Here is a 22,581-nt window from a genome sequence, read left to right as displayed (position 1 = left end):
TAGTGCTTCTTTATGCAGTGCGAATTTAGAATAGCTTATTGGAGATATCCGTCTAATCGGTTATCGCTTTCTGGCACGACCGCCAGACCCACTGGAAGACTTTCCGCTTTTAGCCGCGCCACCGCGTTTTGCTCCTCGATCAGGATGCTTGGTTGTTGGTTTACGCACGATCGGTTTGCCTGCAGCATTTCGTTTTGGTCCGTTGGAATTGGGTTTTTTACCCTCTCCGTGGCTATTACGATTTGCATGCCCTTTCTTGTGTGTGGATTGAGAGGGCTTTGATCTGTTCGGGCTGCGTGACTTACGTGTTCCGGGCTTCGCCTCTGACGAGGAGTGCTCTACTGATTTTAACAGTGTTGTTAACTCTTTTTGTGTCAGATCTCGCCAATCGCCAAGCGCTAGGCCCTTCAGGTCGACGTTCATAATGCGGGTACGCTCTAGCTTTACGACCTCATAGCCAAAATGTTCACACATACGGCGAATCTGTCGGTTAAGCCCTTGAACAAGCGTTATGTTGAATACACGAGTATCTAGCTTTTTCACGGGGCACTTTTTGGTCATTGTGCCAAGAATGGGGACTCCGCCCGCCATCCCTTCTATGAACGCCGGAGTGATCGGTTTATTAACCGTGACCACATACTCTTTCTCGTGGTTATTACCCGCGCGCAGGACTTTGTTAACCAAATCGCCATTATTGGTCATAAAAATCAGACCCTGAGAGTCTTTATCTAGACGGCCGATTGGGAAGATACGCACACCGTGATTAACGAAATCAACGATATTGTTGGGACGAGAGCTTTCTGTAGTCGATTCAATCCCTACAGGTTTATTTAGGGCAATAAAGACGAAGTCATCGGGCTCTGGTGGGTCGATCATCTGACCATTGACGCGAACCTGATCTCCAGGGTGTACTTGGTCTCCAATCTGAGCCCGTTTACCGTTAATAAAGACATTACCCTGTTCAATAAAGCGATCGGCTTCTCGTCGAGAGCAGATACCACTCTCACTGATAAATTTATTGAGTCGCTTTGCTGAACCGTTGAACATGGCTTAGAGTAATCCTGATTAATTGATCGTCTATTGTATCGATCGAACCAGGCTTCACCAACTTAGACCGCAGATTCATAAGTGAAAAAATGACAAACATAACCGCTTTGCTCTTGGCCCTGTCTGTAACAGCACCGGTATTAGCCGATACAGATAACTACACCTTTATATCGGGAAGTGATATTTACGAAGCTTTATCACAGGAGTCGATGGTCGTTCAGGGGTATGTGTTAGGCGTGACCGATGCACTGAAGCACAGCACAGATTCCAGTAGCTGTTTTGTGATTCCTATGCGTCCCGATGCGGATGCCGTTATCTATTCAACCTATTTAGACTATTGGCAGAACCGCCAAATTCCCGACAGTGGAACTGAGGCAATCACTCAGATGATGCTAAACAACTTCCCTTGTGCGACCAACGTCGAAAATAACTGATATCTCTTAACAATTTACGTTAATTACTAATCAATATACGTTTTCAGGCCGTAAACTTTGAAAATTGATAAATATCAATCTATTGTTATGGGAGAAGTCAGAAATTGACTGCAAAGTTAATTCTGATACTTCTAAAAATGGAGAACATCATGAATCTTAAATTTCTAGCCGCAATCCTTACATCGTTGATGATGGCTTTCGCATTTGTATCACCAGCTCATGCAGCTGATGAGGGCGAAGCAAAGTCTATCTACTGCGATGACGGTTCACTTTGTGTACCAGAGGGTGAGCCAGAACCAGAGTGTGATTAATTTCAACACTCAATAATTATTAAAAAAGAAACATCACTGAGGAATCAAACATGATCCGTAAATCTCTTGTAATGGGCCTAGTTGGCGTAGTTGCTACAGGTATGGCGAGTCTTTCAATGGCTGGCTCTCACTCGGACGACAAACCAGTCGGCATCACTGGCGACCTATTGTCGATTGAAGTCATGCACAACGGCAGCAAAGTGACTGTTGAGCGTAACGCTGACAACCAGAACACTGTAAACCCATCATTCGCATTGACTTCACGTCCTTGTCCTCCTTTCTGTATCCAACCAATGAAACTTGCACCTGGTGTCGAAACCATTGGTGAAGTAGAGATGATTGGCTACATGGAGAAAGCGTCTGCAGGTGACGACTCTATCCTAATCATCGACTCACGTACTCCAGACTGGGCTGCGCGTGGCATGATCCCTGGTGCGATCAACCTACCATGGACAGCACTATCAACTCGTAAAGGTGCTGACCCAATCTCTATTGGTGAGATCTTCACTGACACATTCGGTGCTGAAGAGTTCGACGGTCTTTGGAAGTTCGGTAACGCTAAAACTCTAGTAATGTACTGTAACGGTATGTGGTGTGGCCAGTCGCCAACTAACATCAAAGCACTTCTAGACTTCGGCTACCCAGCGCACAAAATCAAGTGGTACCGTGGTGGTATGCAGAACTGGGAAAACCTTGGCCTAACAACTGTTAAGCCTTAATTGGGGTTTTATACCTAGTTGAACAAAAAAGCGTAGTTATTAACGACTGCGCTTTTTTTTGCCTAAAAATAAGGAAGATACAATGAAAAAAATTCTAATCGCGTCACTGGCCGCTCTCACACTGGCTGGCTGTAACTCTGCAGCAACTAAAACAGAGTCGGCTGCAGCAACCAAGCCTGTGGGTATCACTGGCAGCCTAATGTCGGCTGAGGTCATGCATAAGGGTGAAAAAGTAACCGTCATGCGTAACCAAGATACTAAAAACACCGTGAACCCTTCTTTCGCAATGACATCACGCCCTTGTCCGCCATTCTGTATTCAGCCAATCGTACTGGCACCCGGTGTTGAGACCATTGGTGAAGTAGAGATGGTCGGCTATATGGAAGCGGTCTCTGCAGGTGATGACTCAATCCTTATCATCGACTCACGCACCCCAGACTGGGCTGCTCGCGGCATGATTCCTGGAGCAGTAAACATTCCATGGACTAAGCTGTCGACTCGTAAAGGGGCAGACCCTATCTCTATCGGCGAGATCATCGTGGAAGATTTCGGTGGTGAAGAGTTTGATGGCCTATGGAAGTACGGTAAGGCTAAAACTCTAGTGATGTACTGTAACGGTATGTGGTGTGGCCAATCGCCAACCAACATCAAAGCGCTGCTTGATTTCGGTTACCCGGCTGACAAGATCAAGTGGTACCGTGGTGGTATGCAGGATTGGGAAACACTCGGTTTCACAACCGTTAAACCCTAAGTCGTGCGTCCCTAAGGATAAGGATAAGAGAGCTTCGGCTCTCTTATCCTTTCACCTTTAATCTTCTCATCTTTTAGTCTAAAGCCAATCCCACCGATCATCTCTGATCCTCGATAAAGCACTAAAACAGTCACAAGTTGCCCCTATATGCTAGTTATACCAACCCCTTACATCTTTAAACGATAAGAACCAAAGATAGCGTTATTTCGAATAAAACTAATAATCGTTATAATGCGCGCAGAATTTTTAGCCTTCGGTCTAGGTTACCCACAAGGTAGCAAGTAGAGCCGACTTCAATACAGAGAGGAGCAGCCAATGAAAGCAATCATTTCTAAGGCTTCAACAGCACTATGTACTCTAGGTCTAACGTTTGTAGCTCTATCAGCGCAAGCCGTTACTTCTGAAGATGTCATCGCAGAACGTCTAATGCCAGTAGGCAAAGTGTGTCTACAAGGTGATGAAAGCTGTGGTTCAGCTTCTGCAGCACCAGCGGGTGGTGCCCGAACTGCAGCGGATATCGTCGCGGTTTCATGTAACTCTTGTCATGGTGCAGGTGTATTAGGCGCTCCTAAGATCGGCTCTGGTGAATGGGCTGCACGCCTAGATGCTAAAGGTCTAGACACCTTGGTTAGCAATGCAATTAATGGCATCGGTGCAATGCCTCCCCGCGGTACATGTTCTGACTGTACTGATGATGAGATCAAAGCATCAATTGAGTACATGATCGCTCAATAAGCGATACTCGATAAAAAACAGCGCCTATAGGCGCTGTTTTTGTGTGTACTATCAGAAATCATCCAATAGATTTTTTAATCCAGCCAAGGTCTGTTTGCCTCTGACTCGGTTTCGTTCTGGATCGACTTCGCCATGCCCTTCACGCTCAATATCCTCGTCGGGCAGTTCGTCTAAGAATCGACTCGGTTCACAACTCTGCCACTCTCCAAACTGTTTACGCTTCTTCGCTAACGTCATCGCTAAGGTACGCTGCGCTCGTGTGATACCCACATAAGCGAGACGACGCTCCTCTTCAATGGTGTCCGATTCGATGCTATTTCGGTGCGGTAGCAGATCCTCTTCCATGCCCATTAGATAGACATGGGGGAACTCCAATCCTTTCGAGGCGTGTAGCGTCATTAACTGAACACGATCGGAGTCATCCTCCTCCTCTTGGCGTTCTAGCAAGTCGAGCAGCACAAGTCGCGCAATCGCCTCTTCAATGCCCGCATCTGGATCATCTTCTTGGATACGCTCCAAGGAGGCACGAAGGGAGTCGACTAGGAACCAGACATTCTGAATACGCTTTTCCGCGATAATATCGCTTGAGGCGTTAGCGGTAATCCACTCTTCGTAGCCAATTTCGGCGATCAGTTCACGAATCGCCCCAATGGGATCCGACCCCAAACAGAGTGAGTGCAAACGCTCTATCATCTCAGTAAAGGCACGCAGCCGAGCCAGCGCGTTGGGCTTCATAACCTGCTCGATACCCAACTCATCGACCGCTGCAAACATGCTGATATGTCGCTCGGTTGCATACTCCCCGAGCTGCTGCAGTGTGGTAGGTCCGATCTCTCGACGCGGCAAGTTGATGATACGAAGGAAGGCGTTATCGTCGTCGCGATTGATCAACACTTTGAAGTAAGCCATCAAATCTTTGATCTCGGCGCGAGCAAAGAACGAGGTGCCGCCGCTGAGCTTATAAGGCACCTTAAAGTTCTGCATTTTAATCTCGAGCAACCTGGCTTGGTGATTGCCACGATAGAGCACAGCAAAATCTTTAAAGGGTGCGCGCTCTCGCAGGTGTCGTTCCAGAATCTCGGTCGCGATGCGCTCACACTCCGCATCTTCACTGGGTAGGTGTATCAGACGCAGCGGATCACCCATGCCCATTTCGCTCCACAGCGTCTTATCAAACACGTGGGGGTTGTTCGCAATCAAGGTGTTAGCCGCCTTGAGTATGCGGCTTGTAGAGCGATAGTTCTGCTCTAGCTTTACTAGTTTTAAACTTGGAAAGTCGTGCTGCAGTTGGGCCAGATTCTCTGGACGAGCACCACGCCATGCGTAGATCGACTGATCATCATCACCTACGACGGTTAAACCTGTACGATGCCCCACCAGCTGTCGAACTAGACGGTACTGTGACAAGTTGGTGTCTTGGTACTCATCGACTAACAAGTAGCGAATGCGGTTTTGCCAACGCTCTAACACCTCTGGCTTTTGATCAAACAGCCGCACAGGCACCAAAATAAGATCATCAAAATCGACCGCGTTATAGGCACGAAGGTGGCGCTCATATGCCTCATAGGCTCTGGCGCAGAGAATGTCGATCGGCTCTGAGACAGTCTCCAGAGCCTGTTGAGGCGTGATCATCTCATTCTTCCAAGAGGAGATTTGGCTCTGAACGACATTGATCTTATCCGTGTCCTCATCGTGATGGACTAGAAGATCTCGAATTAAGATGCGACTGTCTTGGTCATCAAACAACGAAAAGCCTGGCTTCATTCCGAGCGCTTTATGCTCACGGCGCAAGATGGTTAGACCAAGATTGTGGAAGGTTGAGACAATCAAACCGCGTGCCGCTTTACCCTCCACCAGCGACATGACTCGCTCTTTCATCTCACGCGAGGCTTTGTTGGTAAAGGTAACCGCCGCAATGTGGCGCGCCTCAATGCCGCACTCTTCAATGAGATAAGCGATTTTTCGCGTGATGACACTGGTTTTCCCTGAGCCAGCGCCAGCCAATACCAGCAGTGGACCACTGATGTATTCGACGGCTTCTTTCTGACGGGGGTTAAGGCGTGACATGTTTGATGAGCAGACTCGATATTAGGGCGCACAGTGTACACCCTGACATCAGCAAGCCCAAGATCTGCTCATCAGTTAAAGCTGTCGATAGCTGAGCGCCTCCATAATGTGGCTGTTTTCGATCGCCTGATCTGCATTCATATCCGCCAGTGTGCGAGCCACGCGAAGTGCTCTATGGCAAGCCCTAGCGGAGAGCTGTAAGCGTGTCGCTATCACCATAAACTCTTTTGATAATGACTCTGAAGCATTCAGCTCTTTTTGGACTTCACTGCCTGTTAGCTCAGAGTTGAGCTTGCCCTGCCGATCATACTGTCGCTGCTGACACTGACTAACTCGCTTACGAACTGCGTCAGAGCACTCCTCATGCGATTCGCCCAGTAATAGCTCCTCTGTGGGCACCGCACTCAAAGCCAGACGCATATCAAATCGATCCAACAATGGGCCAGAGACTCGACCCTGATATCGATCGATTAGAGCCTGAGAACACTGACATCGCTCGGTCCCATCAGCGTAGTAACCGCAGGGGCAAGGATTCATCGCCGCCATCAAAGAGAAACGCGCAGGGTAGGTCAGCGTGCCCGCCACTCTAGAAATACTGACCTCACCGGTTTCAAGCGGCTCTCGCAGAACTTCCAGAACAGAACGGGGAAATTCTGGCAGCTCATCCAGAAATAGAACCCCTTGATGCGCCAGTGAGATCTCACCCGGCCTAGGGGAAGATCCACCCCCCACCATCGCCCGTGATGAGGCACTGTGGTGCGGTGCTCTGTAGGGTCGTTCACCCCGAAACAATCGCTCGACCGGCAAACCCGAGACCGAATAGATACTGGCCGTTTCGATACAACTGGATTGCGAAAGTGGCGGTAGGATCGATGGCAGTGCTTGGGCCAACATACTTTTACCACTGCCCGGAGGACCGCTCAAAAGCAGGTTATGCATTCCACTGGCGGCCACTTCCAAGGCACGACGGGCCATCGGTTGTCCCCGAACTTCTGAAAGATCTACGGGGTAACTCGGCGGATAATGAACTGGGGGTTGAGGGTCTATTTCAGGTAGCTTTTCAGCACTCAACGCCTGACATAGATCGTACAGCGTCTTAGCTGAAAGTTGTTGCTTAGCACCCGCGAGAGAGGCTTCTTGGCTATTATCGGGGGCAATAACAATCAGTGAATCCGCTTCAGCACAGGCATAGGCGGCCGGAAATAGGCCTCTAATAGGGTGCAGTTTGCCGTCCAAGCCCAATTCTGAGTAGAGCTCTGCCTGCTGCAGGTGAGTTGTTTTAAGCTGATTGGATGCCAACAGAATGCCAAGCGCAATGGCTAGGTCATAGCGTCCGCCCTCTTTGGGGAGATCGGCCGGTGATAAGTTAACGGTGATTCGTCGTTGCGGGTATTCAAAGCCGGCGTTTAACAGTGCACTGCGCACACGCTCGCGGCTTTCACGCACCGCGGTCTCTGCCATACCCACAATTGCAAAGGAGGGTAAGCCTCCTGAAAGGTGCACTTCAACGCGAACGCGAGGTGCCTCGATACCGAGCTGAGCTCGGCTATAAAGAGTTGCCAATGCCATGACGCCATCCTTGGGTCCTGCAGTTGGCCTAGCGTTGCTTTAGGACTCTTTTGACTCCAACTCAGCAACCATCGCTTCCAACTGCTCTAATTTTTCTCGAGTTCGCTGAAGTACAGCGGCCTGAGCGTCAAACTCCTCCCGAGTGACTAAATCCAGTTTAGCAAAACTTGATTGAAGTACAGTTTTAATTTGCTGCTGCATCGCCTCCTGACCTGGAAGTGATGAGTTACCCTGAAGGAATTGGGTCATCGTCTGACTTAGGTTTTCAAACATCTTAGGATCAAGCATCTCAGCCCCCTTTAACATCGATATGCGTCTCAATAGATGCACTATACCAGAACCCTTTTAAGACAAGCGTCTATGATCACTATTTTAGCCTCAATATGGCGCACCAAAGTAGTGCATGCACTTTTGTGGTGCATACTGGCGTGCACTATAAAGGTTGATAAAACGGTAAAGAGACCCATGAAAAATTTATAAGTCAATGTTTTATAAGTTATTTTTAAAAGTTGGCACAAGTTTCGCAAATAGAGTTCACAGGAAAAAATTAATCCTCCCTTTTCACATTAAGGAGAAATCTGATGAAACTAGTGTCAGCCGTAATTAAGCCATTCAAGCTTGACGACGTGCGCGAAGCGCTATCAGAGATCGGTGTACAAGGTATCACCGTGACTGAAGTTAAAGGCTTTGGCCGTCAAAAAGGCCACACCGAACTCTACCGTGGTGCAGAGTATGTTGTGGACTTCCTACCTAAAGTTCGCCTAGACGCTGCTGTCTCTGATGAGATCGTAGATCAGGTTATCGAAGCGATCACCAATGCTGCGCAAACCGGCAAAATTGGCGACGGTAAGATTTTTGTTTCAGCGCTTGAACAAGTGGTTCGCATCCGTACCGGTGAGACCGGCGACGAAGCTCTATAACGTTTTGATTTTTGGCCTTATTGGAGGGCATAACAATGGAAGAACTTTTGAATACAACAGCTGGTGATGTTACCCAGCTGAAGTACGCACTCGATACCTTCTACTTCTTGGTGTGTGGTGCGCTGGTTATGTGGATGGCGGCAGGCTTCTCAATGCTAGAAGCAGGTCTTGTTCGTTCTAAGAACACCACTGAAATTCTAACTAAGAACATCGCGCTATTCGCGATCTCTTGCATCATGTACTTCGTTTGCGGTTACGCGATCATGTACGGCGGTGACTACTTCCTATCTAGCATCACGGGTGACGGTGTTGCCGATGAGTGGACCTACGCGCCATCAGCTGACTTCTTCTTCCAGGTGGTATTCGTTGCAACAGCAATGTCTATCGTATCGGGTGCAGTGGCTGAACGTATGAAACTATGGGCGTTCCTAGCGTTCGCGGTTGTGATGACAGGCTTCATCTACCCAATGGAAGGTTCTTGGACTTGGGGCGGCAACGCTGTATTCGGCATGTACACTCTAGGTGATCTTGGTTTCTCTGACTTCGCGGGTTCAGGTATCGTCCACATGGCAGGTGCTGCAGCAGCACTAGCAGGTGTCCTAATGCTTGGCGCACGTAAAGGCAAATACGGTAAGAACGGTGAGATCAATGCGATCCCTGGTGCTAACCTACCAATGGCAACACTGGGCACATTCATCCTTTGGATGGGTTGGTTCGGCTTCAACGGTGGTTCGGTTCTAGCAACGTCTGACGTTGAGAACTCAAACGCAGTTGCCGTTGTCTTCATGAACACTAACGCAGCTGCGGCTGGCGGTGTAGTAGCAGCACTAATCACAGCGCGTCTACTGTTCGGCAAAGCGGACCTTACAATGGCACTTAACGGTGCACTAGCAGGTCTAGTAGCGATCACAGCAGAGCCTTCAACCCCTTCTGCACTACAAGCTCACATCTTCGGTGCGATCGGTGGTGTTCTGGTTGTCTTCTCTATCCTAACGCTGGATAAACTAAAAATTGACGATCCTGTCGGTGCGATCTCTGTACACGGTGTTGTAGGTCTTCTTGGTCTACTACTAGTACCAGTAACAAACGACGGTTCTACTTTCTCTGGCCAGATCATCGGCGCCCTAACAATCTTCGTATGGGTATTCGTTGTCAGCCTAGTGGTTTGGGGCATCATCAAAGCTGTGATGGGCATCCGAGTGACTGAAGAGGAAGAGTACGAAGGTGTCGATATCTCTGAATGTGGTATGGAAGCGTACCCAGAGTTCGTCACTTCACGTAAGTAAAATGAAACTCAGTTTCTGTTGAAACCCGGGGTGTAGCGATACACCCCTCTTCTCAGCCCTACCCCCAGGTAGGGTTTTTTTTGTTTCTGGACAAACAGGTTGATCAGGAAACTTGAAGGTTCAACCATCCATGTACATAATGGATGAAAATTTACAGCGGATTGGGACAGGCCTCCTGCGCAATCCAACAAGGAGAAACTATGAAACTGGTATCGGCAGTTATCAAACCGTTCAAACTGGATGATGTGCGCGAAGCACTGTCTGACATTGGTATCCAAGGTGTTACTGTGACTGAAGTTAAAGGCTTCGGTCGCCAGAAAGGTCACACAGAACTTTACCGTGGTGCAGAGTACGTAGTGGACTTCCTTCCTAAGGTAAAAATTGAAGTCGCTATCGACGACGACATGCTAGATCAAGTCATTGAAGCGATCAGCTCGACTGCCAATACTGGTAAGATCGGTGATGGTAAGATCTTCGTTATGCCTGTTGAGCAGGTGGTACGTATTCGTACTGGCGAGACCGGTTCAGAAGCGCTATAAGCTTCGATATTTTTCAAAAATGCCGCTACCGATCATTTCGCTAGCGGCATTTTTATATCTACTTGAAGCCCCGTTGGCGAGAGGTTTTTGAACTGAACCTCTCCACCGACGCGTTCAGTCGCTCGAGTCACGATACTCAAACCCAAACCGTAACCACCTGAGTTAGCTCCACGTCTAAATGGCTGCCCAATCGAATCTAAAATCGACTCTGGTAATCCGGGCCCATTATCAACCACTCGAATCGTTAGCCTGCCGTTATCAGTCGCGACAGATACCTTAATCAACGTACCCTCTGGCGTATGATTGATGGCGTTATTCAACAGATTGCTGACGACTCGACTCAGTGGCTCACTTCGAATGGTTGCTCCATCGGCGACGGCAAGCGACAGGTCGAATTGATGCTCTGGACCGCTGACACGAGCGTCCTGAACCAGATCCCGACACAGCAGTGCCACATCCAGAATTGGTGCAGTTGCTTCGGCATCTCTAGCGCGAGCCAGTGTCAGTATTTCAGAGATCAAACCATCTAATTTCACGCACTCTTTATTGATGCGTTGCAGGGTACGATCATCCTCACCCCACTTCTGCTCTGCCAAACCAGCGGCCGCCTGAAGACGGGCTAAAGGTGCTCGTAACTCATGCGAGACATCCTGCAGAAGGTGCCGTTGGCTATCGAGCGTCTGCTCAACGTAATCAACCATCTGGTTAAACTCACGAGCCAGCTGGCCGAGCTCATCGCCACGCTTGACGAGCTTACCCTCTGCTCGACTGCTTAAATTACCCTGTTGATGAAGGCGGCGAACAAACCCCTTCAAGTCGTTAATCGGTCTGACGACTAACCACGTGACCAGAAGGCTGCTGCCAAAGGAGACCGCAATGACCCACAAAACTTGGAAGGAGAGTAAGAACCCCCACATCCGTTCAAACAGCTCTTCATTTCGTTCGGGTGGGAAGTAGACGAGGTATGGGGTGCCATCAGCAGCGATGATCTCTGTCACCATTGCATCCTTGGGTTGTGACCGTCTACCTGACGAGTAGATCAGTTGATTGGATCGCTTCTCATAGATCCAAAGCGGTAGACGTCGGCGCTGCTCTTTACGTTGCATCCCATACTGATAATCGGAGATTAACTGCTCTGCGATGATGGTCGCTTTCTGCTTTTGGCTCTCGGTGCGATCGGGAGTATCAGTGACAGAGATGAACAGGGTCAAGCTGATAAGAATACCAAGCGTGCTGACCAGCCAGACGGCGCCGAAGATGCGCCAGAATAGATGTTGATACCAGCGCATTAACCCTCCACCCCAACGACCATCTGGTAGCCTTCACCACGGACTGTTTTAATCATCTCGGCTAAGCCAGGCTTTGCCTGCTCAAGCTTCTGTCTAACACGGCTGACGTGGACATCGATCGATCGATCGTAAGCCGTTAATTTGCGGTGCAGTACCTGTTCGGTCAGCCACTCTTTTGACGCGACCTGCCCAGCACGCTCCATCAACAAAGCCAGCACATTAAATTCAGCTGCGGTTAGCTGTAACTCTATCTCATCAACACAAGCCACTCGACGAGCTGGGGTAAGATTCACTGCCCCAACCGAAAGCGTCTGTTTGTTAGTCTCCTCTTTAACGGGAACAGACCTGCGTAACACGGCACGAATACGCGCCAGCAGCTCGCGCGGGTTGGCCGGTTTAGACAGGTAGTCATCAGCCCCCATCTCTAGTCCCAGGATGCGATCAATATCATCCCCTTTACCGGTCAACATGATGACAGGTGTAGAGACCTTAGGACGAACCTGCTGCAGCAACTCAAGTCCAGATAGGCCAGGCATCATGATATCGAACACACAGAGATCAAACTGACGACCCGCATCAAACAGCTCCATAGCCTGCTCTGCTGACCCTGCTTGAGTCACTGAGAACCCCTCATTCTCAAGGTATTCACCCAGCATGTCCGTCAGATCAAGATCGTCATCAACTAACAGTATTTGTGTGCTCATATTCACTCCTATTTGGGCCCAGTTTACGCTTGGCTGCGTCAAACTCCCAAAACTTTACGCAACTTTACGAACTCGCAACCCAACTTAGCATTGCCATCATCAATAATGGATACATCGAAACGAACAACGAACGGAGAGTTCACATGAAAAAGACAATCATCGCTTCAATTACTGCTGTAACACTAACAATCGGTGCACTATCAGGCGCGGTATACGCACATGAAAAAGGGGGTAAAGGTGGCCCAAAAAGCGCTGAAGATCGTGTTGAGAAACTGACTCAGCGTCTGGATCTATCAGCCGACCAACAATCACAGCTTTTAGCTATGTTCACAAAACGTGATGCGGATCGTGAACAGATGCAAGCGACCCTAACGGCAGAGCAGCGTGAAAACATGAAAGCCAATGCGCGTGATGGCATGCGTGACCAGATGCACAAAGATATAAAATCGCTGCTGACAGAAGATCAAATCGCTAAGTTCGAAAACATGCACTCTGGTAAAGACGGCCACGGCAAAGGTGGTAAAGGCGGCAAACACTAAGAGACACCACTGCAGGCTCTGAATGAGTTTTTGAAACCAACAATAGGTTAGAACCTTTTGCAGTGTGGGGAGCTTCGGCTCCCTTTTTAGTTTCTCTTGACCTGACTAGGTCCGCATAGTTAATTAGGCCTAAACTATAAGGAGCTCCTAATGAAATTGTTACGAGTCGGCGCCATAGGGCAAGAGAGACCTGCCATTCTGGATAAAGATCAACAGATTCGAGACCTCTCTTCTGTTGTTCCAGATATCAACGGCGATCTATTATCGAATCAAGCGCTCGAGAGATTAAGAGCGGTAGATCTCGATTCACTTCCCATTATCGATTCATCAGAAAGAGTCGGCCCCTGTATTGGTGAGGTTGGCAAAATAGTCTGTATCGGTTTGAACTACTCAGATCATGCTGCAGAAGCGGGTATGGAGCTTCCTTCAGAACCCGTTCTCTTTATGAAAGCCACCAGCGCGATTTCAGGCCCAAATGACCCTATACAAATTCCACGTGGTGCCGATAAAACAGACTGGGAAGTCGAGCTGGCCATCGTCATTGGCAAAAAAACAAAATACATTTCAGAAGATCAATCGATGGATCATATTGCTGGCTTTTGTCTTGCCAACGACCTATCCGAACGAGCTTTTCAACTTGAGCGTTTAGGCAGCTGGGACAAAGGGAAATCCCATGACAGCTTTGCCCCTATCGGGCCCTACTTAGTGACCAAAGATGAAATCGTTGATCCGCAAAATCTAAGGATGTTTACAGAGATTAACGGTGAGCGTTTCCAAGACGGAAATACCAATACGATGGTGTTTGATGTCAAAACGATCGTCGCCTATTTGAGCCAATTTATGACCTTAGAAGCTGGCGACGTCATTATGACGGGGACTCCCCCTGGTGTCGGTATGGGTCAATCACCCCAAAAGTATCTTATGGCTGGTGATAGGGTGCGAATTGGCATCGAAGGGCTCGGTGAGCAGCACCAGCTCTGCATCGATGCTTAAAACGCGTAACTAATGACCGACTCACCTGAGTTACTAACCGCTAACACGGGGAAGCGCTCAGGGTGAGTTTTGGCCTCATTAAGCTCTGACTCACTGGTGGGTAGTAGATTCGCCTGCAAAAAGTAACCGATCAGCGCTTTACGAATCTCAAACGCTTCAAGCTGCTCCAGGTCAAAATCATCGATGACCAGTCGTTGTTGTGCCGCTGTAAGCGCGTCATTAACGACCAGTCGAACAGAGAGTGATTCATTCCACGCATTGTCGACCGGCAGCTCATCTCCACCCTCTTTAAGAGTCAGAGCACCGCGGAAGCGACTTAACACAAAGTCACGATAAGCTTGTCGCTCCCAACAATAGGCACGTACATGCAATCGATTGCTGGCACTGATGATGGCACAGGGTGTAATCGATCGAAGTGAACCCTCTGGATTCTGCATCGAAACATAGACCGCCTCTATACGGCTTCGATTCTCAATGCCTGCCAAAATAGTGGCTAACGCGCCGGGCGCAGTCGATCGATTCAATACGGGTACAGAGAAGAAGTCGGGGTTCGCCGGAGTCGATAGGCGGGAGATGGTGATCAACGAGTCAGCCGAATCTGGAATCAGCTTAGGCTTAAACCCCTGAGTGGGTTTGTAACTGCGATCAGATGGCGAATAGGAGCGAACATTTTCAGGCGCGAACTCACAGTAGGTATTAATCGCCTCTTGCGCCTCTGGACGAGCAATACCAAAGGCCCCAACCAACATAGGCGCGGTGACTTCACGCTCCCACAACAGCTGACGCTCAATAAACCTTAAGCGCTGCAGCTGCGGCCAAGATGTCTCGTTAATTGTGACTGCCATTTTATCTATTCCATCCCATTTTAGGTAAAGTCTAGCGCATTCAGAATCAAAGTTGGGGATATTCTAATACCCTCTCAGATCTCCTGTTAGCATGGTAATATGGAGTAAAAATTTTAGGAGTCAAAAATGTTAGGTACCGCTCTTTGTAACAGCGCAACACGCGTCATGATGTTGGGTTCTGGTGAACTCGGTAAAGAGGTTGTCATCGAACTTCAGCGCTTGGGTTTAGAGGTGATTGCCGTAGATCGATACGCAAATGCGCCTGCTATGCATGTCGCTCACCGAAGCCACGTCATCAACATGCTGGATGGTGGTGCACTGCGTGCCGTTGTTGAGAGCGAAAAACCGGACTATATCGTGCCCGAGATTGAAGCCTTAGCAACCGAGACACTGCTTGAGCTTGAAAGCGAAGGATTCAAGGTAGTCCCTACCGCACGGGCCGCGCGTCTGACAATGGATCGTGAAGGTATTCGTCGCCTAGCGGCTGAAACACTAGGAGTACCGACTTCAGCTTATCGCTTCGCAGATACTGAGGCTGACTATCAAGAGGCTATCAAAGAGATTGGTATTCCCTGTGTCGTGAAACCGATCATGAGCTCATCCGGCAAAGGGCAGTCGTTGGTTCGTTCTGAAGCGGATGTGGCACCGGCCTGGCAATACGCTCAAGAGGGTGGCCGTGCCGGGAAAGGCCGTGTCATCGTTGAAGGGTTTGTCGATTTTGATTACGAGATCACACTGCTGACGGTCAACGCCGTTGATGGCATCCACTTCTGTGCACCGATTGGCCACCGTCAGGAAGGGGGTGACTACCGTGAATCTTGGCAACCACAAGCGATGTCAGATCTTGCACTACAACGCTCACAAGAGACCGCTCGCAAAGTGGTCGAGAACTTAGCGGGTTTTGGCATTTACGGTGTCGAGCTGTTTATCAAAGGCGATGAGGTCTACTTCAGCGAAGTGTCACCCCGACCACACGATACGGGATTGGTCACACTGATTTCCCAGAATCTCTCTGAATTTGCGCTGCATGCCCGTGCCATTCTCGGCTTCCCTATCGGTAACATTCGCCAGCTTGGTGCTTCTGCATCAGCGGTCATCTTGGGTGATGGACACTCTACAGACATTCAATTTGATGGGGTTAGGGAAGCGCTGAGTGATAACGACACGCAACTGCGTCTATTCGGAAAACCCGAAATCGCTGGAAGTCGCCGCCTAGGTGTGGCGCTTTGTCAGGCTGACAGCGTTGAAGCGGCCATCGAGAAGGCGGTAACCGCTGCCGGCAAAGTTAGTATCAACTACTGATCAGAGACTCAATATGTCACGACACGGCGGCGGCCGGCACTACAAGAGCGACTCCAATAGCAGCAACACTGTTGGCATGAGCGAGGCTTGGTCGGTCATTAAAATGATCTGGCCATACTTATGGGAGTATCGCCGTCGCATGGCGGTCGCGTTTCTGTTGTTGATCTCCGCCAAGCTTGCAGTGGTTGCTATGCCACTGGCTTTGAAGCAGATCGTTGATGGTCTAGATGCCTCTCTGAATCCATTGATTACAGTGCCCATTGCGATGGTCGTAGCCTATGGGATGCTCCGCTTTGGCTCGGTCTTCTTTGCAGAAGCTCGCGATGCGGTGTTTAGCCGAGTCACAGAGAGAGCGATGCGCCGGATGGTGCTCAAAGTCTTTCGCCACCTCCACTCATTAGAACTCGATTTCCATCTCTCTCGGCAGACCGGTGGTATCTCTCGCGACATTGACCGTGGCAGTAATGGCTTCAGCTTTTTGATGAGGATGATGGTCTTTAACATCGTACCAACGCTGATTGAGATCAGCCTCGTTGCTGCCATTTTGCTGTTCAACTTCAGTGTCTGGTACGCATTGGTGGTTGTGGTCTGCGTTGGTATCTACATCTACTTCACCATACTCACTACCGAATGGCGCAACCGCTACGTGCGAGAAACCAATCAACTCGACTCTCAAGCCAATACTCGAGCCATTGATAGCCTGCTCAACTATGAGACCGTAAAATACTTTGGCAATGAGGAGTATGAGGCCAGCCAGTACGATAAAAACCTAGCCAGCTGGGAAACGGCTCGTTTAAAAACGCGCATGACGTTGATGATCCTCAACAGCGGTCAGGCATTCATCATCTCGCTAGGGATCATCTTAATGCTCTGGCTGGCCGCAGAGGATGTTGCAAGCGGAGCCATGACCCTGGGTTCGTTAGTCATGATTAATGCCTACATCTTACAGCTATTCATGCCGCTTAATTTCCTTGGCATGGTCTACCGTGAAGTGCGCAAAGCCCTGACAGACATTGAGAATATGTTTGGGTTGTTGAAGAAGCAGCCTAAGATTGTCGACCGCCCCGATGCAACCGACTTGATAACTCAAGGGGGCGCCATTTGCTTTGACTCCGTCAACTTTGCTTACCACCCCGACCGTCAAATTTTGAAAAGTGTCAGCTTCAAAGTAGAAGCGGGTAAAAAGGTCGCCATCGTCGGGCCAAGTGGATCGGGCAAATCGACCTTAGCGCGACTGCTGTTTCGATTTTATGATGTTCAGTCGGGGCAGATCAGCATAGATGGCCAGCCGATCGACCAAGTGACTCAGCACTCATTACGACAAGCGATTGGCGTGGTTCCGCAGGATACCGTCCTGTTTAACGATACGATCTACAACAACGTGGCTTATGGACGCCCAGGTTCAAGCAGAGAAGAGGTTCTCAAAGCGATTGAGCTGGCCAACCTAAACGACTTCATTGCGGCACTCCCTGAGGGGGTGGATACCCTGGTTGGCGAACGTGGCCTAAAAGTCTCTGGCGGTGAAAAACAACGCATTGCGATTGCCCGCGTGATTCTGAAACGCCCACCCATTTTGCTCTTTGATGAAGCGACCTCAGCGTTGGATAGCGACAATGAGCAGGCGATCCTTAACGCCTTTACATCACTCTCGAAAAACCATACGAGTTTGGTGATCGCGCACCGTCTGTCGACGATTATCGATGCCGATAACATCCTAGTGATGCGCAAAGGCGAAGTGGTGGAACAGGGTACTCACACAGAACTCCTTGCCCAACAGGGCGTTTATGCTGGTATGTGGTCTCTACAGCAACAATAGAGAGCAATCGCCTCATCTTCGATAAGGCTCCAATCCAGTGCTGGAGAACTATTGGCGCTCTGTTGGAGCGGTCTTAAAAAGGCCGCGATAAATGCACTCAGGCACCAAAACGAATCTTAAAGCTTTCCATCAAAGATTAATCTGAATCTATGTACTATGCTAAGTAAAACAGTATCAATTTGGAGTGATCAATGAACGGTGAATTCCTTAGTGGCGGCATGATCGTCACCTTAGCTTTTGCAATCTTCTTCCTCGTACTCGCCTGGTCTGCCGTTAAGGTTGTTCCACAGTCACAGGTATTTGTCGTTGAACGTTTTGGTAAGTTCTCCAAAACCCTGAACGCAGGGATCAACTTTATTGTCCCTATGATCGACCAAGTGCGTCACCGCATCTCTATACTTGAACGCCAGCTACCGGCCTTTGAGATCAGCGTCATTACCAAAGATAACGTTGAAGTGATCCTAGAGGCGACCAACTTCTACCGTATTACCGATGCGGCCCGCTCGGTCTACCGTATTCAGAACATCGATCAAGCCATTCAGACGACAGCCGAGTCGATTGTTCGCTCTGCAGCGGGCAAGCTGGACCTTGATGAGCTGCAATCATCACGCGCTCAGATGAACGAAGAGATCCTGACCAATCTGCAAAAAGCAGCTGAAGTCTGGGGAATTGAGATTACTCGTACTGAGATCACCGATGTTCAAGTGGATGAGCAGACCAAAGAGGCGCAACGTCAGCAACTCAATGCAGAACGTCAGCGTCGGGCACAGGTTGCGCAGGCAGAAGGCCAAAAACGCTCTGTGGAGCTGAATGCAGAGGCACAACTCTACGAAGCACAAAAGCAAGCTGAAGCGGTAAGAGTCGCGGCCGATGCAGATGCCTATGCGATAAAAGTGAAAGCCGAAGCGACCGCCGAGCAGACGCGCATGATAGCCGATGCTATTAATAACGGCGGGCAATCGGCGATCAACTTCGATATTCTACAGAAACAGGTTGCAGCACTGTCTGAGGTTGCAGCAGCTGATAACAGCAAAACAGTGATCATGCCGACAGACATCACTAAAGCAATTGGCTCATTAGAGCTATTAGCACAGACCGTTGGCGACGGATTAAAGAGTAAATGATGGATTTTTTTACAAACGGAAACGGCTGGCTGATTCTTGGATTGGGGCTCATCATCATTGAGATGGTGTTGAACCTCGCTTACATCTCTATCAGCTTCGGTATCGGGTCAATCCTAACGGGCCTATTGATTAAGTTGAATCTGATCCCGACCCTATTGGATTCTGGCGTAATCGATGAGCTACTGATCGTCGGTATTATCTCAGTGATCACGCTGATTGCTCTGCGCGCACTGTTCAATAAAAAGAGTGATCAGGATATCAACCAGTACTGATCTATCGCCTCATCCTCGATAAGGCTCCAACCCAGTGTTGGAGCTCTGTCGGCGCACTGTTGGAGCGGTCTTACAAAGGCCGCGAATAAGACTGATCAGAAATCATCTTCTGAGTGCGGTGTAATGTAATAATCGCCATACCCATCCACTGAGACAGAAAAGTGGATGGGGTGGCAACAGACCGTACAATCACAGACAAACATCTCAGCCTCATCGGGCTCGTAGACAATCTCGATCATCTCCCAACAATAGGGACACTGTACATTTTGACTGGGCAGCATGGGCGATCTCAGCTTAAAGAGTTAACTTCTATAAGTGAGCTTTAACCCGTTGGATCACCCAATGACTACTCGGAATCTTTACTGCGCTTTTTCGCAAAGCTGGCAGAGACGTAGTAGATCAGCAGCAGAAAGGCGCCAATACCGTACTGAAGCAGGGACACATCAAAGCGTGGCGGACCGCCGTTAGCAATGGCGTAACCCCCAGCAATTGAGGCCAGCATCCAAGCTAATGGTAGCGAGAAGAGCTCTTTTTGCGGCGAGCTCTTTTTCTTAAACAGCAGATTACCAATTAACCATACCAACACCCACACACCAATTAACGAAGAGAGTATTGAGAGGAGTATTGCTGTCATATCGGCTCCTTAATTAAGTTGAGAAGTGACTCGAGCGATCAGTCCGCTCTCTCTTCCGCTTTTTTTACACGAATCATATTACGGCCAACCAGTGTGTGGTTTAGATTTTTAACCGCCGCTTTCGCTTCACCTGGCTTAGGCATTTCAACAAACCCAAAGCCCTTCGATGAGCCCGTTTTCTCGTCCATCACCAAGGTGCAGTACTGAACGCTACCGTAACCTTCAAAGAGCTCTTTAATCTCAGCTTCTGTGGTTGAACGATCCAAATTACGGACTAACAATTTCATAATTAACTCTCTCTATTCAGCAGAAGGTATCAATGTAGAGCTGCTCTACCTTATCGCGAGCCCACTGCTGTTTGCGTAAAAATTTTAGGGATGACTTAACGGATGGATCGATCTGAAAGCAGTTAATATCGATCCGCTCGCCCAACTCATCCCAGCCGTAATGATCCACAAGACGCTCGACAACATCAGCCAACTTAACGCCGTGCAGTGGATTATTCGGTTGATTGTCCATCTTAGTTGACGCGCTCGAACATCAGATCCCAAACACCGTGACCTAGCTTTTCACCCCGTTTTTGGAACTTAGTCACAGGGCGGAAGTCTGGCTGTGGCGAAAACTGACCTTCGCCCATCTGGTTTTGATAGCCCTCTGCCGCACTCATCACTTCCATCATATGCTCTGAGTAGGGCTCCCAGTCAGTCGCCATATGGAAGACACCGCCAATCGCCAGCTTTTGACGAATGGTTTGAGCAAATTCAGGTTGTACAATGCGGCGTTTATTGTGCTTCTTCTTATGCCAAGGGTCTGGGAAGAAGAGCTGCACACCCGCCAAAGAGCCATCCGGTATGCACTGTGCCAGTACCTCGATCGCATCTTCACAATAGACGCGAATATTGTCGACCCCTTCGGCACGTGCATCAGCTAACAAACGACCAACACCGGGAGGATGCACTTCGATTCCAATAAAGCCCTTCTCAGGTGAGCGGCGCGCCATCTCTACCAGCGACGCGCCCATACCAAAACCGATCTCTAGAGTGACGGGGCGATCATCGCCAAACAGAGTTTTAAAGTCGACCATGCCATCTTCAAGTTCTAGCCCATACAGAGGCCAGTTCTCTTTCATTGCACGCTCTTGCCCTTCTGTCATGCGTCCAGCGCGTACGACAAAACTTCTAATCGTACGGTGTGGGCGCTGCTGTTCTGTGTCACTCATTGTTCTATCCGTAAGGTTCGTAACGACCAGGCAAACAGTGCCCAGCCAATAATCATTAATATACCACCGATGGGGGTGATCGCTCCTAACCAACCAGTATCAGTTGCGATTAGCAGATAGAGGCTGCCACTGAAGATCAACGTCCCTGCCAACAGCGAATACCCAGCAAGGCGCCAGCTTTTACTATTGAGTTTAAAACCGGTAATACCGACCACCATCAAACCTAGAGCCTGCCAAAACTGGTAATCCACAGCGGTGCTGAAGGTTTCAAAGCGAGCAGCTGACAGGGTGCTTTTCAGTAAATGGGCACCAAAAGCGCCAAAAATCACCGAAAACATCGCTAAAAGCGCACCAATCATCAAAAAACGTTTCGCGTGCATCATCACCTCATTTGGGCCGCAAGCATACACAAAAAAAGCCGCTAATGCGGCTTTTTCACAACACTTTCATCCGTTAGATAACGACTAAAGCGTTTTTAATTTTCTTCATCGCGTTCTTTTCAAGCTGACGGATACGCTCTGCAGAGACCTCATACTTAGCGGCCAACTCGTGCAGCGTTGCTTTTTCATCAAGCAACCAACGCTGTGCCAAGATATCTCGACTGCGCTCGTCCAACTGGCCCATCGCTGCGGCTAACTGGCGGTTAGAATTATCTTCCCAATCCTGCTCTTCAAGTAGCTCGGCTGGATCGGCAGACTTGTCTTCCAAGAACAGTGCCGGTGCAACAGGCGCACTCTCTTCAGAATCATCAGCAGCAGGCGCATCAAAGGCCATGTCAGTGGCGGCCATGCGACCCTCCATCTGACGCACTACTGCAGCATCAACGCCTAGATCTTCTGCGATCGCTTCAACTTCATCGTTGTTCATCCAACCTAGGCTCTTCTTCTGTGAGCGTAGGTTAAAGAACAGCTTACGCTGAGCTTTGGTCGTCGCAACTTTAACAATACGCCAATTGCGAAGAATGAATTCATGCATTTCGGCTTTGATCCAGTGAACAGCAAAGCTCACCAGACGAACACCGACGGTTGGATCAAAACGTTTAACCGCTTTCATCAAACCAACGTTACCCTCTTGGATCAAATCACCGAGAGGAAGGCCGTAGCCTTTGTAGCTGCGCGCAATGTGCACAACAAAGCGCAGATGTGACATAACCAACTGGCGAGCCGCATCAAGGTCTTGCTCAAAATGCAGACGCTCGGCAAGCTCCCGTTCTTCCTCTGGAGTGAGGATAGGGATAGTGCTGACATTCTGAACGTAAGCGTCAAGATCGCGCCCCGGAGTCAGATGTTCAACTAATTGCAAGCTAGTGCCCATTTCTCTTTAAACCTCAAAAACTTTCGTTTTTTACACTGTTTTAAATCGTTTTAACTGTCTAGTTAGACCCAGTTTTGACAAAAAAGTTCATTAGGAATTACTAATATTTACCAACACTGGACCCAAAAAGATACCAGAGTGACAGATAAACG

Annotated in this window: 28 protein-coding genes; 14 read left to right on the top strand and 14 right to left on the bottom strand. The window is 49.1% G+C overall.

Annotation, left to right across the window (positions count from 1 at the left end; all coding sequences use genetic code 11):
- Positions 1-60: 60 nt before the first annotated feature.
- Entirely contained in the window at positions 61-1,047 is a 987-nt protein-coding gene (gene rluF / locus XMM312_RS04710; protein WP_173482615.1) for a 23S rRNA pseudouridine(2604) synthase RluF, read from the bottom strand.
- 89 nt (positions 1,048-1,136) lie between these two features.
- Between rluF and XMM312_RS04705 the strand changes: the two genes are divergently transcribed.
- The 5 genes from XMM312_RS04705 (at position 1,137) to XMM312_RS04685 (ending at position 3,997) form a co-directional block, all read left to right on the top strand.
- The gene (locus tag XMM312_RS04705; protein ID WP_173481912.1) at positions 1,137-1,481 is read left to right on the top strand and encodes a hypothetical protein; all 345 of its coding nucleotides are present in this window, start codon (positions 1,137-1,139) and stop codon (positions 1,479-1,481) included.
- Positions 1,482-1,630: 149 nt separating this feature from the next.
- A complete protein-coding gene (locus XMM312_RS04700; RefSeq protein ID WP_173481911.1) occupies positions 1,631-1,792 on the top strand; it encodes a hypothetical protein in 162 nt (53 codons plus the stop codon).
- Positions 1,793-1,842: 50 nt separating this feature from the next.
- Positions 1,843-2,511 (top strand): rhodanese-like domain-containing protein, encoded by a 669-nt coding sequence (locus tag XMM312_RS04695; protein ID WP_217362111.1) that lies wholly within the window; start codon positions 1,843-1,845, stop codon positions 2,509-2,511.
- Between the two features lie 82 nt (positions 2,512-2,593).
- Entirely contained in the window at positions 2,594-3,262 is a 669-nt protein-coding gene (locus tag XMM312_RS04690; protein WP_173482616.1) for a rhodanese-like domain-containing protein, read from the top strand.
- A 315-nt stretch (positions 3,263-3,577) separates the two neighbouring features.
- Complete coding sequence (locus XMM312_RS04685; RefSeq protein ID WP_173481909.1) at positions 3,578-3,997, top strand: cytochrome c5 family protein; 420 nt, start codon at positions 3,578-3,580, stop codon at positions 3,995-3,997.
- A gap of 51 nt (positions 3,998-4,048) precedes the next feature.
- On the opposite strand, the gene rep is transcribed toward XMM312_RS04685, so the two are convergent.
- From rep to XMM312_RS04670, 3 genes are all read right to left on the bottom strand, one after another.
- Positions 4,049-6,064 (bottom strand): DNA helicase Rep, encoded by a 2,016-nt coding sequence (rep, locus tag XMM312_RS04680; protein WP_173481908.1) that lies wholly within the window; start codon positions 6,062-6,064, stop codon positions 4,049-4,051.
- A 75-nt stretch (positions 6,065-6,139) separates the two neighbouring features.
- Positions 6,140-7,633: a YifB family Mg chelatase-like AAA ATPase gene (locus tag XMM312_RS04675; protein WP_173481907.1), complete on the bottom strand. Its 1,494-nt coding sequence runs from the start codon at positions 7,631-7,633 to the stop codon at positions 6,140-6,142.
- Positions 7,634-7,672: 39 nt separating this feature from the next.
- On the bottom strand, positions 7,673-7,921 hold the full coding sequence (locus XMM312_RS04670; RefSeq protein WP_173481906.1) for an accessory factor UbiK family protein: 249 nt from the start codon (positions 7,919-7,921) through the stop codon (positions 7,673-7,675).
- A gap of 293 nt (positions 7,922-8,214) precedes the next feature.
- Here XMM312_RS04670 and glnK (XMM312_RS04665) point away from each other — a divergent pair, with 293 nt between their 5' ends.
- From glnK (XMM312_RS04665) to glnK (XMM312_RS04655), 3 genes are all read left to right on the top strand, one after another.
- Positions 8,215-8,553 (top strand): P-II family nitrogen regulator, encoded by a 339-nt coding sequence (gene glnK / locus XMM312_RS04665; RefSeq protein ID WP_173481905.1) that lies wholly within the window; start codon positions 8,215-8,217, stop codon positions 8,551-8,553.
- 35 nt (positions 8,554-8,588) lie between these two features.
- The gene (locus XMM312_RS04660) at positions 8,589-9,839 is read left to right on the top strand and encodes an ammonium transporter (protein WP_173481904.1); all 1,251 of its coding nucleotides are present in this window, start codon (positions 8,589-8,591) and stop codon (positions 9,837-9,839) included.
- 200 nt (positions 9,840-10,039) lie between these two features.
- Positions 10,040-10,378 carry a P-II family nitrogen regulator gene (gene glnK, locus XMM312_RS04655; protein WP_173481903.1) on the top strand — a complete coding sequence of 113 codons (339 nt, stop codon included), beginning with the start codon at positions 10,040-10,042 and terminating at the stop codon, positions 10,376-10,378.
- A 32-nt stretch (positions 10,379-10,410) separates the two neighbouring features.
- Here the strand turns inward: glnK (XMM312_RS04655) and XMM312_RS04650 are convergent, their stop codons facing one another.
- Positions 10,411-11,667: a HAMP domain-containing sensor histidine kinase gene (locus XMM312_RS04650; protein WP_173488774.1), complete on the bottom strand. Its 1,257-nt coding sequence runs from the start codon at positions 11,665-11,667 to the stop codon at positions 10,411-10,413.
- Complete coding sequence (locus XMM312_RS04645; protein ID WP_173484163.1) at positions 11,667-12,371, bottom strand: response regulator transcription factor; 705 nt, start codon at positions 12,369-12,371, stop codon at positions 11,667-11,669. Before XMM312_RS04645 ends, XMM312_RS04650 begins: the two co-directional genes overlap by 1 nt.
- 143 nt (positions 12,372-12,514) lie before the next feature.
- Here XMM312_RS04645 and XMM312_RS04640 point away from each other — a divergent pair, with 143 nt between their 5' ends.
- Together XMM312_RS04640 and XMM312_RS04635 are read left to right on the top strand one after the other, a co-directional pair.
- The gene (locus tag XMM312_RS04640; protein ID WP_173481900.1) at positions 12,515-12,910 is read left to right on the top strand and encodes a hypothetical protein; all 396 of its coding nucleotides are present in this window, start codon (positions 12,515-12,517) and stop codon (positions 12,908-12,910) included.
- Positions 12,911-13,060: 150 nt separating this feature from the next.
- The gene (locus XMM312_RS04635; protein WP_173482617.1) at positions 13,061-13,903 is read left to right on the top strand and encodes a fumarylacetoacetate hydrolase family protein; all 843 of its coding nucleotides are present in this window, start codon (positions 13,061-13,063) and stop codon (positions 13,901-13,903) included.
- Here XMM312_RS04635 and XMM312_RS04630 read toward each other — a convergent pair.
- Positions 13,900-14,748, bottom strand: coding sequence for a WYL domain-containing protein (locus XMM312_RS04630; RefSeq protein WP_173481899.1), 849 nt, complete (start codon positions 14,746-14,748; stop codon positions 13,900-13,902). The two genes, XMM312_RS04635 and XMM312_RS04630, sit on opposite strands and share 4 nt — an antisense overlap.
- A 126-nt stretch (positions 14,749-14,874) precedes the next feature.
- Here XMM312_RS04630 and purT point away from each other — a divergent pair, with 126 nt between their 5' ends.
- From purT to XMM312_RS04610, 4 genes are all read left to right on the top strand, one after another.
- Positions 14,875-16,050, top strand: a complete 1,176-nt coding sequence (purT, locus tag XMM312_RS04625; protein ID WP_173481898.1) for a formate-dependent phosphoribosylglycinamide formyltransferase — start codon at positions 14,875-14,877, stop codon at positions 16,048-16,050.
- A 13-nt stretch (positions 16,051-16,063) separates the two neighbouring features.
- Positions 16,064-17,866 (top strand): ABC transporter ATP-binding protein/permease, encoded by a 1,803-nt coding sequence (locus XMM312_RS04620; protein WP_254442850.1) that lies wholly within the window; start codon positions 16,064-16,066, stop codon positions 17,864-17,866.
- A gap of 191 nt (positions 17,867-18,057) precedes the next feature.
- Positions 18,058-18,990 (top strand): SPFH domain-containing protein, encoded by a 933-nt coding sequence (locus XMM312_RS04615; protein WP_173481897.1) that lies wholly within the window; start codon positions 18,058-18,060, stop codon positions 18,988-18,990.
- Positions 18,990-19,262 carry a hypothetical protein gene (locus tag XMM312_RS04610; RefSeq protein ID WP_173481896.1) on the top strand — a complete coding sequence of 91 codons (273 nt, stop codon included), beginning with the start codon at positions 18,990-18,992 and terminating at the stop codon, positions 19,260-19,262. Before XMM312_RS04615 ends, XMM312_RS04610 begins: the two co-directional genes overlap by 1 nt.
- A gap of 95 nt (positions 19,263-19,357) precedes the next feature.
- Here the strand turns inward: XMM312_RS04610 and XMM312_RS04605 are convergent, their stop codons facing one another.
- From XMM312_RS04605 to rpoH, 7 genes are all read right to left on the bottom strand, one after another.
- On the bottom strand, positions 19,358-19,543 hold the full coding sequence (locus tag XMM312_RS04605) for a CPXCG motif-containing cysteine-rich protein (protein ID WP_173481895.1): 186 nt from the start codon (positions 19,541-19,543) through the stop codon (positions 19,358-19,360).
- Positions 19,544-19,608: 65 nt separating this feature from the next.
- A complete protein-coding gene (locus XMM312_RS04600; protein ID WP_173482618.1) occupies positions 19,609-19,896 on the bottom strand; it encodes a hypothetical protein in 288 nt (95 codons plus the stop codon).
- A 38-nt stretch (positions 19,897-19,934) separates the two neighbouring features.
- Positions 19,935-20,183, bottom strand: a complete 249-nt coding sequence (locus tag XMM312_RS04595; protein ID WP_173481893.1) for an RNA-binding protein — start codon at positions 20,181-20,183, stop codon at positions 19,935-19,937.
- A 16-nt stretch (positions 20,184-20,199) separates the two neighbouring features.
- The gene (locus XMM312_RS04590) at positions 20,200-20,415 is read right to left on the bottom strand and encodes a VF530 family DNA-binding protein (protein ID WP_173481892.1); all 216 of its coding nucleotides are present in this window, start codon (positions 20,413-20,415) and stop codon (positions 20,200-20,202) included.
- A gap of 1 nt (position 20,416) precedes the next feature.
- Positions 20,417-21,115 (bottom strand): tRNA (guanosine(46)-N7)-methyltransferase TrmB, encoded by a 699-nt coding sequence (gene trmB / locus XMM312_RS04585; RefSeq protein WP_173482619.1) that lies wholly within the window; start codon positions 21,113-21,115, stop codon positions 20,417-20,419.
- Positions 21,112-21,495 (bottom strand): DUF423 domain-containing protein, encoded by a 384-nt coding sequence (locus XMM312_RS04580; RefSeq protein ID WP_173482620.1) that lies wholly within the window; start codon positions 21,493-21,495, stop codon positions 21,112-21,114. The genes trmB and XMM312_RS04580 overlap by 4 nt, the downstream gene beginning before the upstream one ends.
- Positions 21,496-21,568: 73 nt before the next feature.
- The gene (rpoH, locus tag XMM312_RS04575; RefSeq protein WP_173482621.1) at positions 21,569-22,429 is read right to left on the bottom strand and encodes an RNA polymerase sigma factor RpoH; all 861 of its coding nucleotides are present in this window, start codon (positions 22,427-22,429) and stop codon (positions 21,569-21,571) included.
- Positions 22,430-22,581: the final 152 nt, after the last annotated feature.

Source organism: Marinobacterium sp. xm-m-312, assembly GCF_013283295.1.
In the GTDB taxonomy this organism is placed as follows: domain Bacteria; phylum Pseudomonadota; class Gammaproteobacteria; order Pseudomonadales; family Balneatricaceae; genus Marinobacterium_E.
This window is presented reverse-complemented; position numbering and strand designations above follow the sequence as displayed.

Bases quoted from the DNA above. Each gene is read 5' to 3' on its own strand.
- XMM312_RS04685 (WP_173481909.1), top strand. From the start codon at position 3,578: ATGAAAGCAATCATTTCTAAGGCTTCAACAGCACTATGTACTCTAGGT.
- XMM312_RS04580 (WP_173482620.1), bottom strand. From the start codon at position 21,495: ATGCACGCGAAACGTTTTTTGATGATTGGTGCGCTTTTAGCGATGTTT.
- XMM312_RS04630 (WP_173481899.1), bottom strand. From the start codon at position 14,748: ATGGCAGTCACAATTAACGAGACATCTTGGCCGCAGCTGCAGCGCTTA.
- rluF (WP_173482615.1), bottom strand. From the start codon at position 1,047: ATGTTCAACGGTTCAGCAAAGCGACTCAATAAATTTATCAGTGAGAGT.
- XMM312_RS04660 (WP_173481904.1), top strand. From the start codon at position 8,589: ATGGAAGAACTTTTGAATACAACAGCTGGTGATGTTACCCAGCTGAAG.
- XMM312_RS04705 (WP_173481912.1), top strand. From the start codon at position 1,137: ATGACAAACATAACCGCTTTGCTCTTGGCCCTGTCTGTAACAGCACCG.
- glnK (WP_173481905.1), top strand. From the start codon at position 8,215: ATGAAACTAGTGTCAGCCGTAATTAAGCCATTCAAGCTTGACGACGTG.
- XMM312_RS04615 (WP_173481897.1), top strand. From the start codon at position 18,058: ATGAACGGTGAATTCCTTAGTGGCGGCATGATCGTCACCTTAGCTTTT.
- XMM312_RS04620 (WP_254442850.1), top strand. From the start codon at position 16,064: ATGTCACGACACGGCGGCGGCCGGCACTACAAGAGCGACTCCAATAGC.
- rep (WP_173481908.1), bottom strand. From the start codon at position 6,064: ATGTCACGCCTTAACCCCCGTCAGAAAGAAGCCGTCGAATACATCAGT.
- XMM312_RS04610 (WP_173481896.1), top strand. From the start codon at position 18,990: ATGGATTTTTTTACAAACGGAAACGGCTGGCTGATTCTTGGATTGGGG.
- XMM312_RS04605 (WP_173481895.1), bottom strand. From the start codon at position 19,543: ATGCTGCCCAGTCAAAATGTACAGTGTCCCTATTGTTGGGAGATGATC.
- XMM312_RS04700 (WP_173481911.1), top strand. From the start codon at position 1,631: ATGAATCTTAAATTTCTAGCCGCAATCCTTACATCGTTGATGATGGCT.
- XMM312_RS04640 (WP_173481900.1), top strand. From the start codon at position 12,515: ATGAAAAAGACAATCATCGCTTCAATTACTGCTGTAACACTAACAATC.
- XMM312_RS04600 (WP_173482618.1), bottom strand. From the start codon at position 19,896: ATGACAGCAATACTCCTCTCAATACTCTCTTCGTTAATTGGTGTGTGG.
- XMM312_RS04590 (WP_173481892.1), bottom strand. From the start codon at position 20,415: ATGGACAATCAACCGAATAATCCACTGCACGGCGTTAAGTTGGCTGAT.
- XMM312_RS04635 (WP_173482617.1), top strand. From the start codon at position 13,061: ATGAAATTGTTACGAGTCGGCGCCATAGGGCAAGAGAGACCTGCCATT.
- rpoH (WP_173482621.1), bottom strand. From the start codon at position 22,429: ATGGGCACTAGCTTGCAATTAGTTGAACATCTGACTCCGGGGCGCGAT.
- purT (WP_173481898.1), top strand. From the start codon at position 14,875: ATGTTAGGTACCGCTCTTTGTAACAGCGCAACACGCGTCATGATGTTG.
- XMM312_RS04670 (WP_173481906.1), bottom strand. From the start codon at position 7,921: ATGCTTGATCCTAAGATGTTTGAAAACCTAAGTCAGACGATGACCCAA.
- XMM312_RS04690 (WP_173482616.1), top strand. From the start codon at position 2,594: ATGAAAAAAATTCTAATCGCGTCACTGGCCGCTCTCACACTGGCTGGC.
- glnK (WP_173481903.1), top strand. From the start codon at position 10,040: ATGAAACTGGTATCGGCAGTTATCAAACCGTTCAAACTGGATGATGTG.
- XMM312_RS04695 (WP_217362111.1), top strand. From the start codon at position 1,843: ATGATCCGTAAATCTCTTGTAATGGGCCTAGTTGGCGTAGTTGCTACA.
- XMM312_RS04675 (WP_173481907.1), bottom strand. From the start codon at position 7,633: ATGGCATTGGCAACTCTTTATAGCCGAGCTCAGCTCGGTATCGAGGCA.
- XMM312_RS04595 (WP_173481893.1), bottom strand. From the start codon at position 20,183: ATGAAATTGTTAGTCCGTAATTTGGATCGTTCAACCACAGAAGCTGAG.
- XMM312_RS04645 (WP_173484163.1), bottom strand. From the start codon at position 12,371: ATGAGCACACAAATACTGTTAGTTGATGACGATCTTGATCTGACGGAC.
- XMM312_RS04650 (WP_173488774.1), bottom strand. From the start codon at position 11,667: ATGCGCTGGTATCAACATCTATTCTGGCGCATCTTCGGCGCCGTCTGG.
- trmB (WP_173482619.1), bottom strand. From the start codon at position 21,115: ATGAGTGACACAGAACAGCAGCGCCCACACCGTACGATTAGAAGTTTT.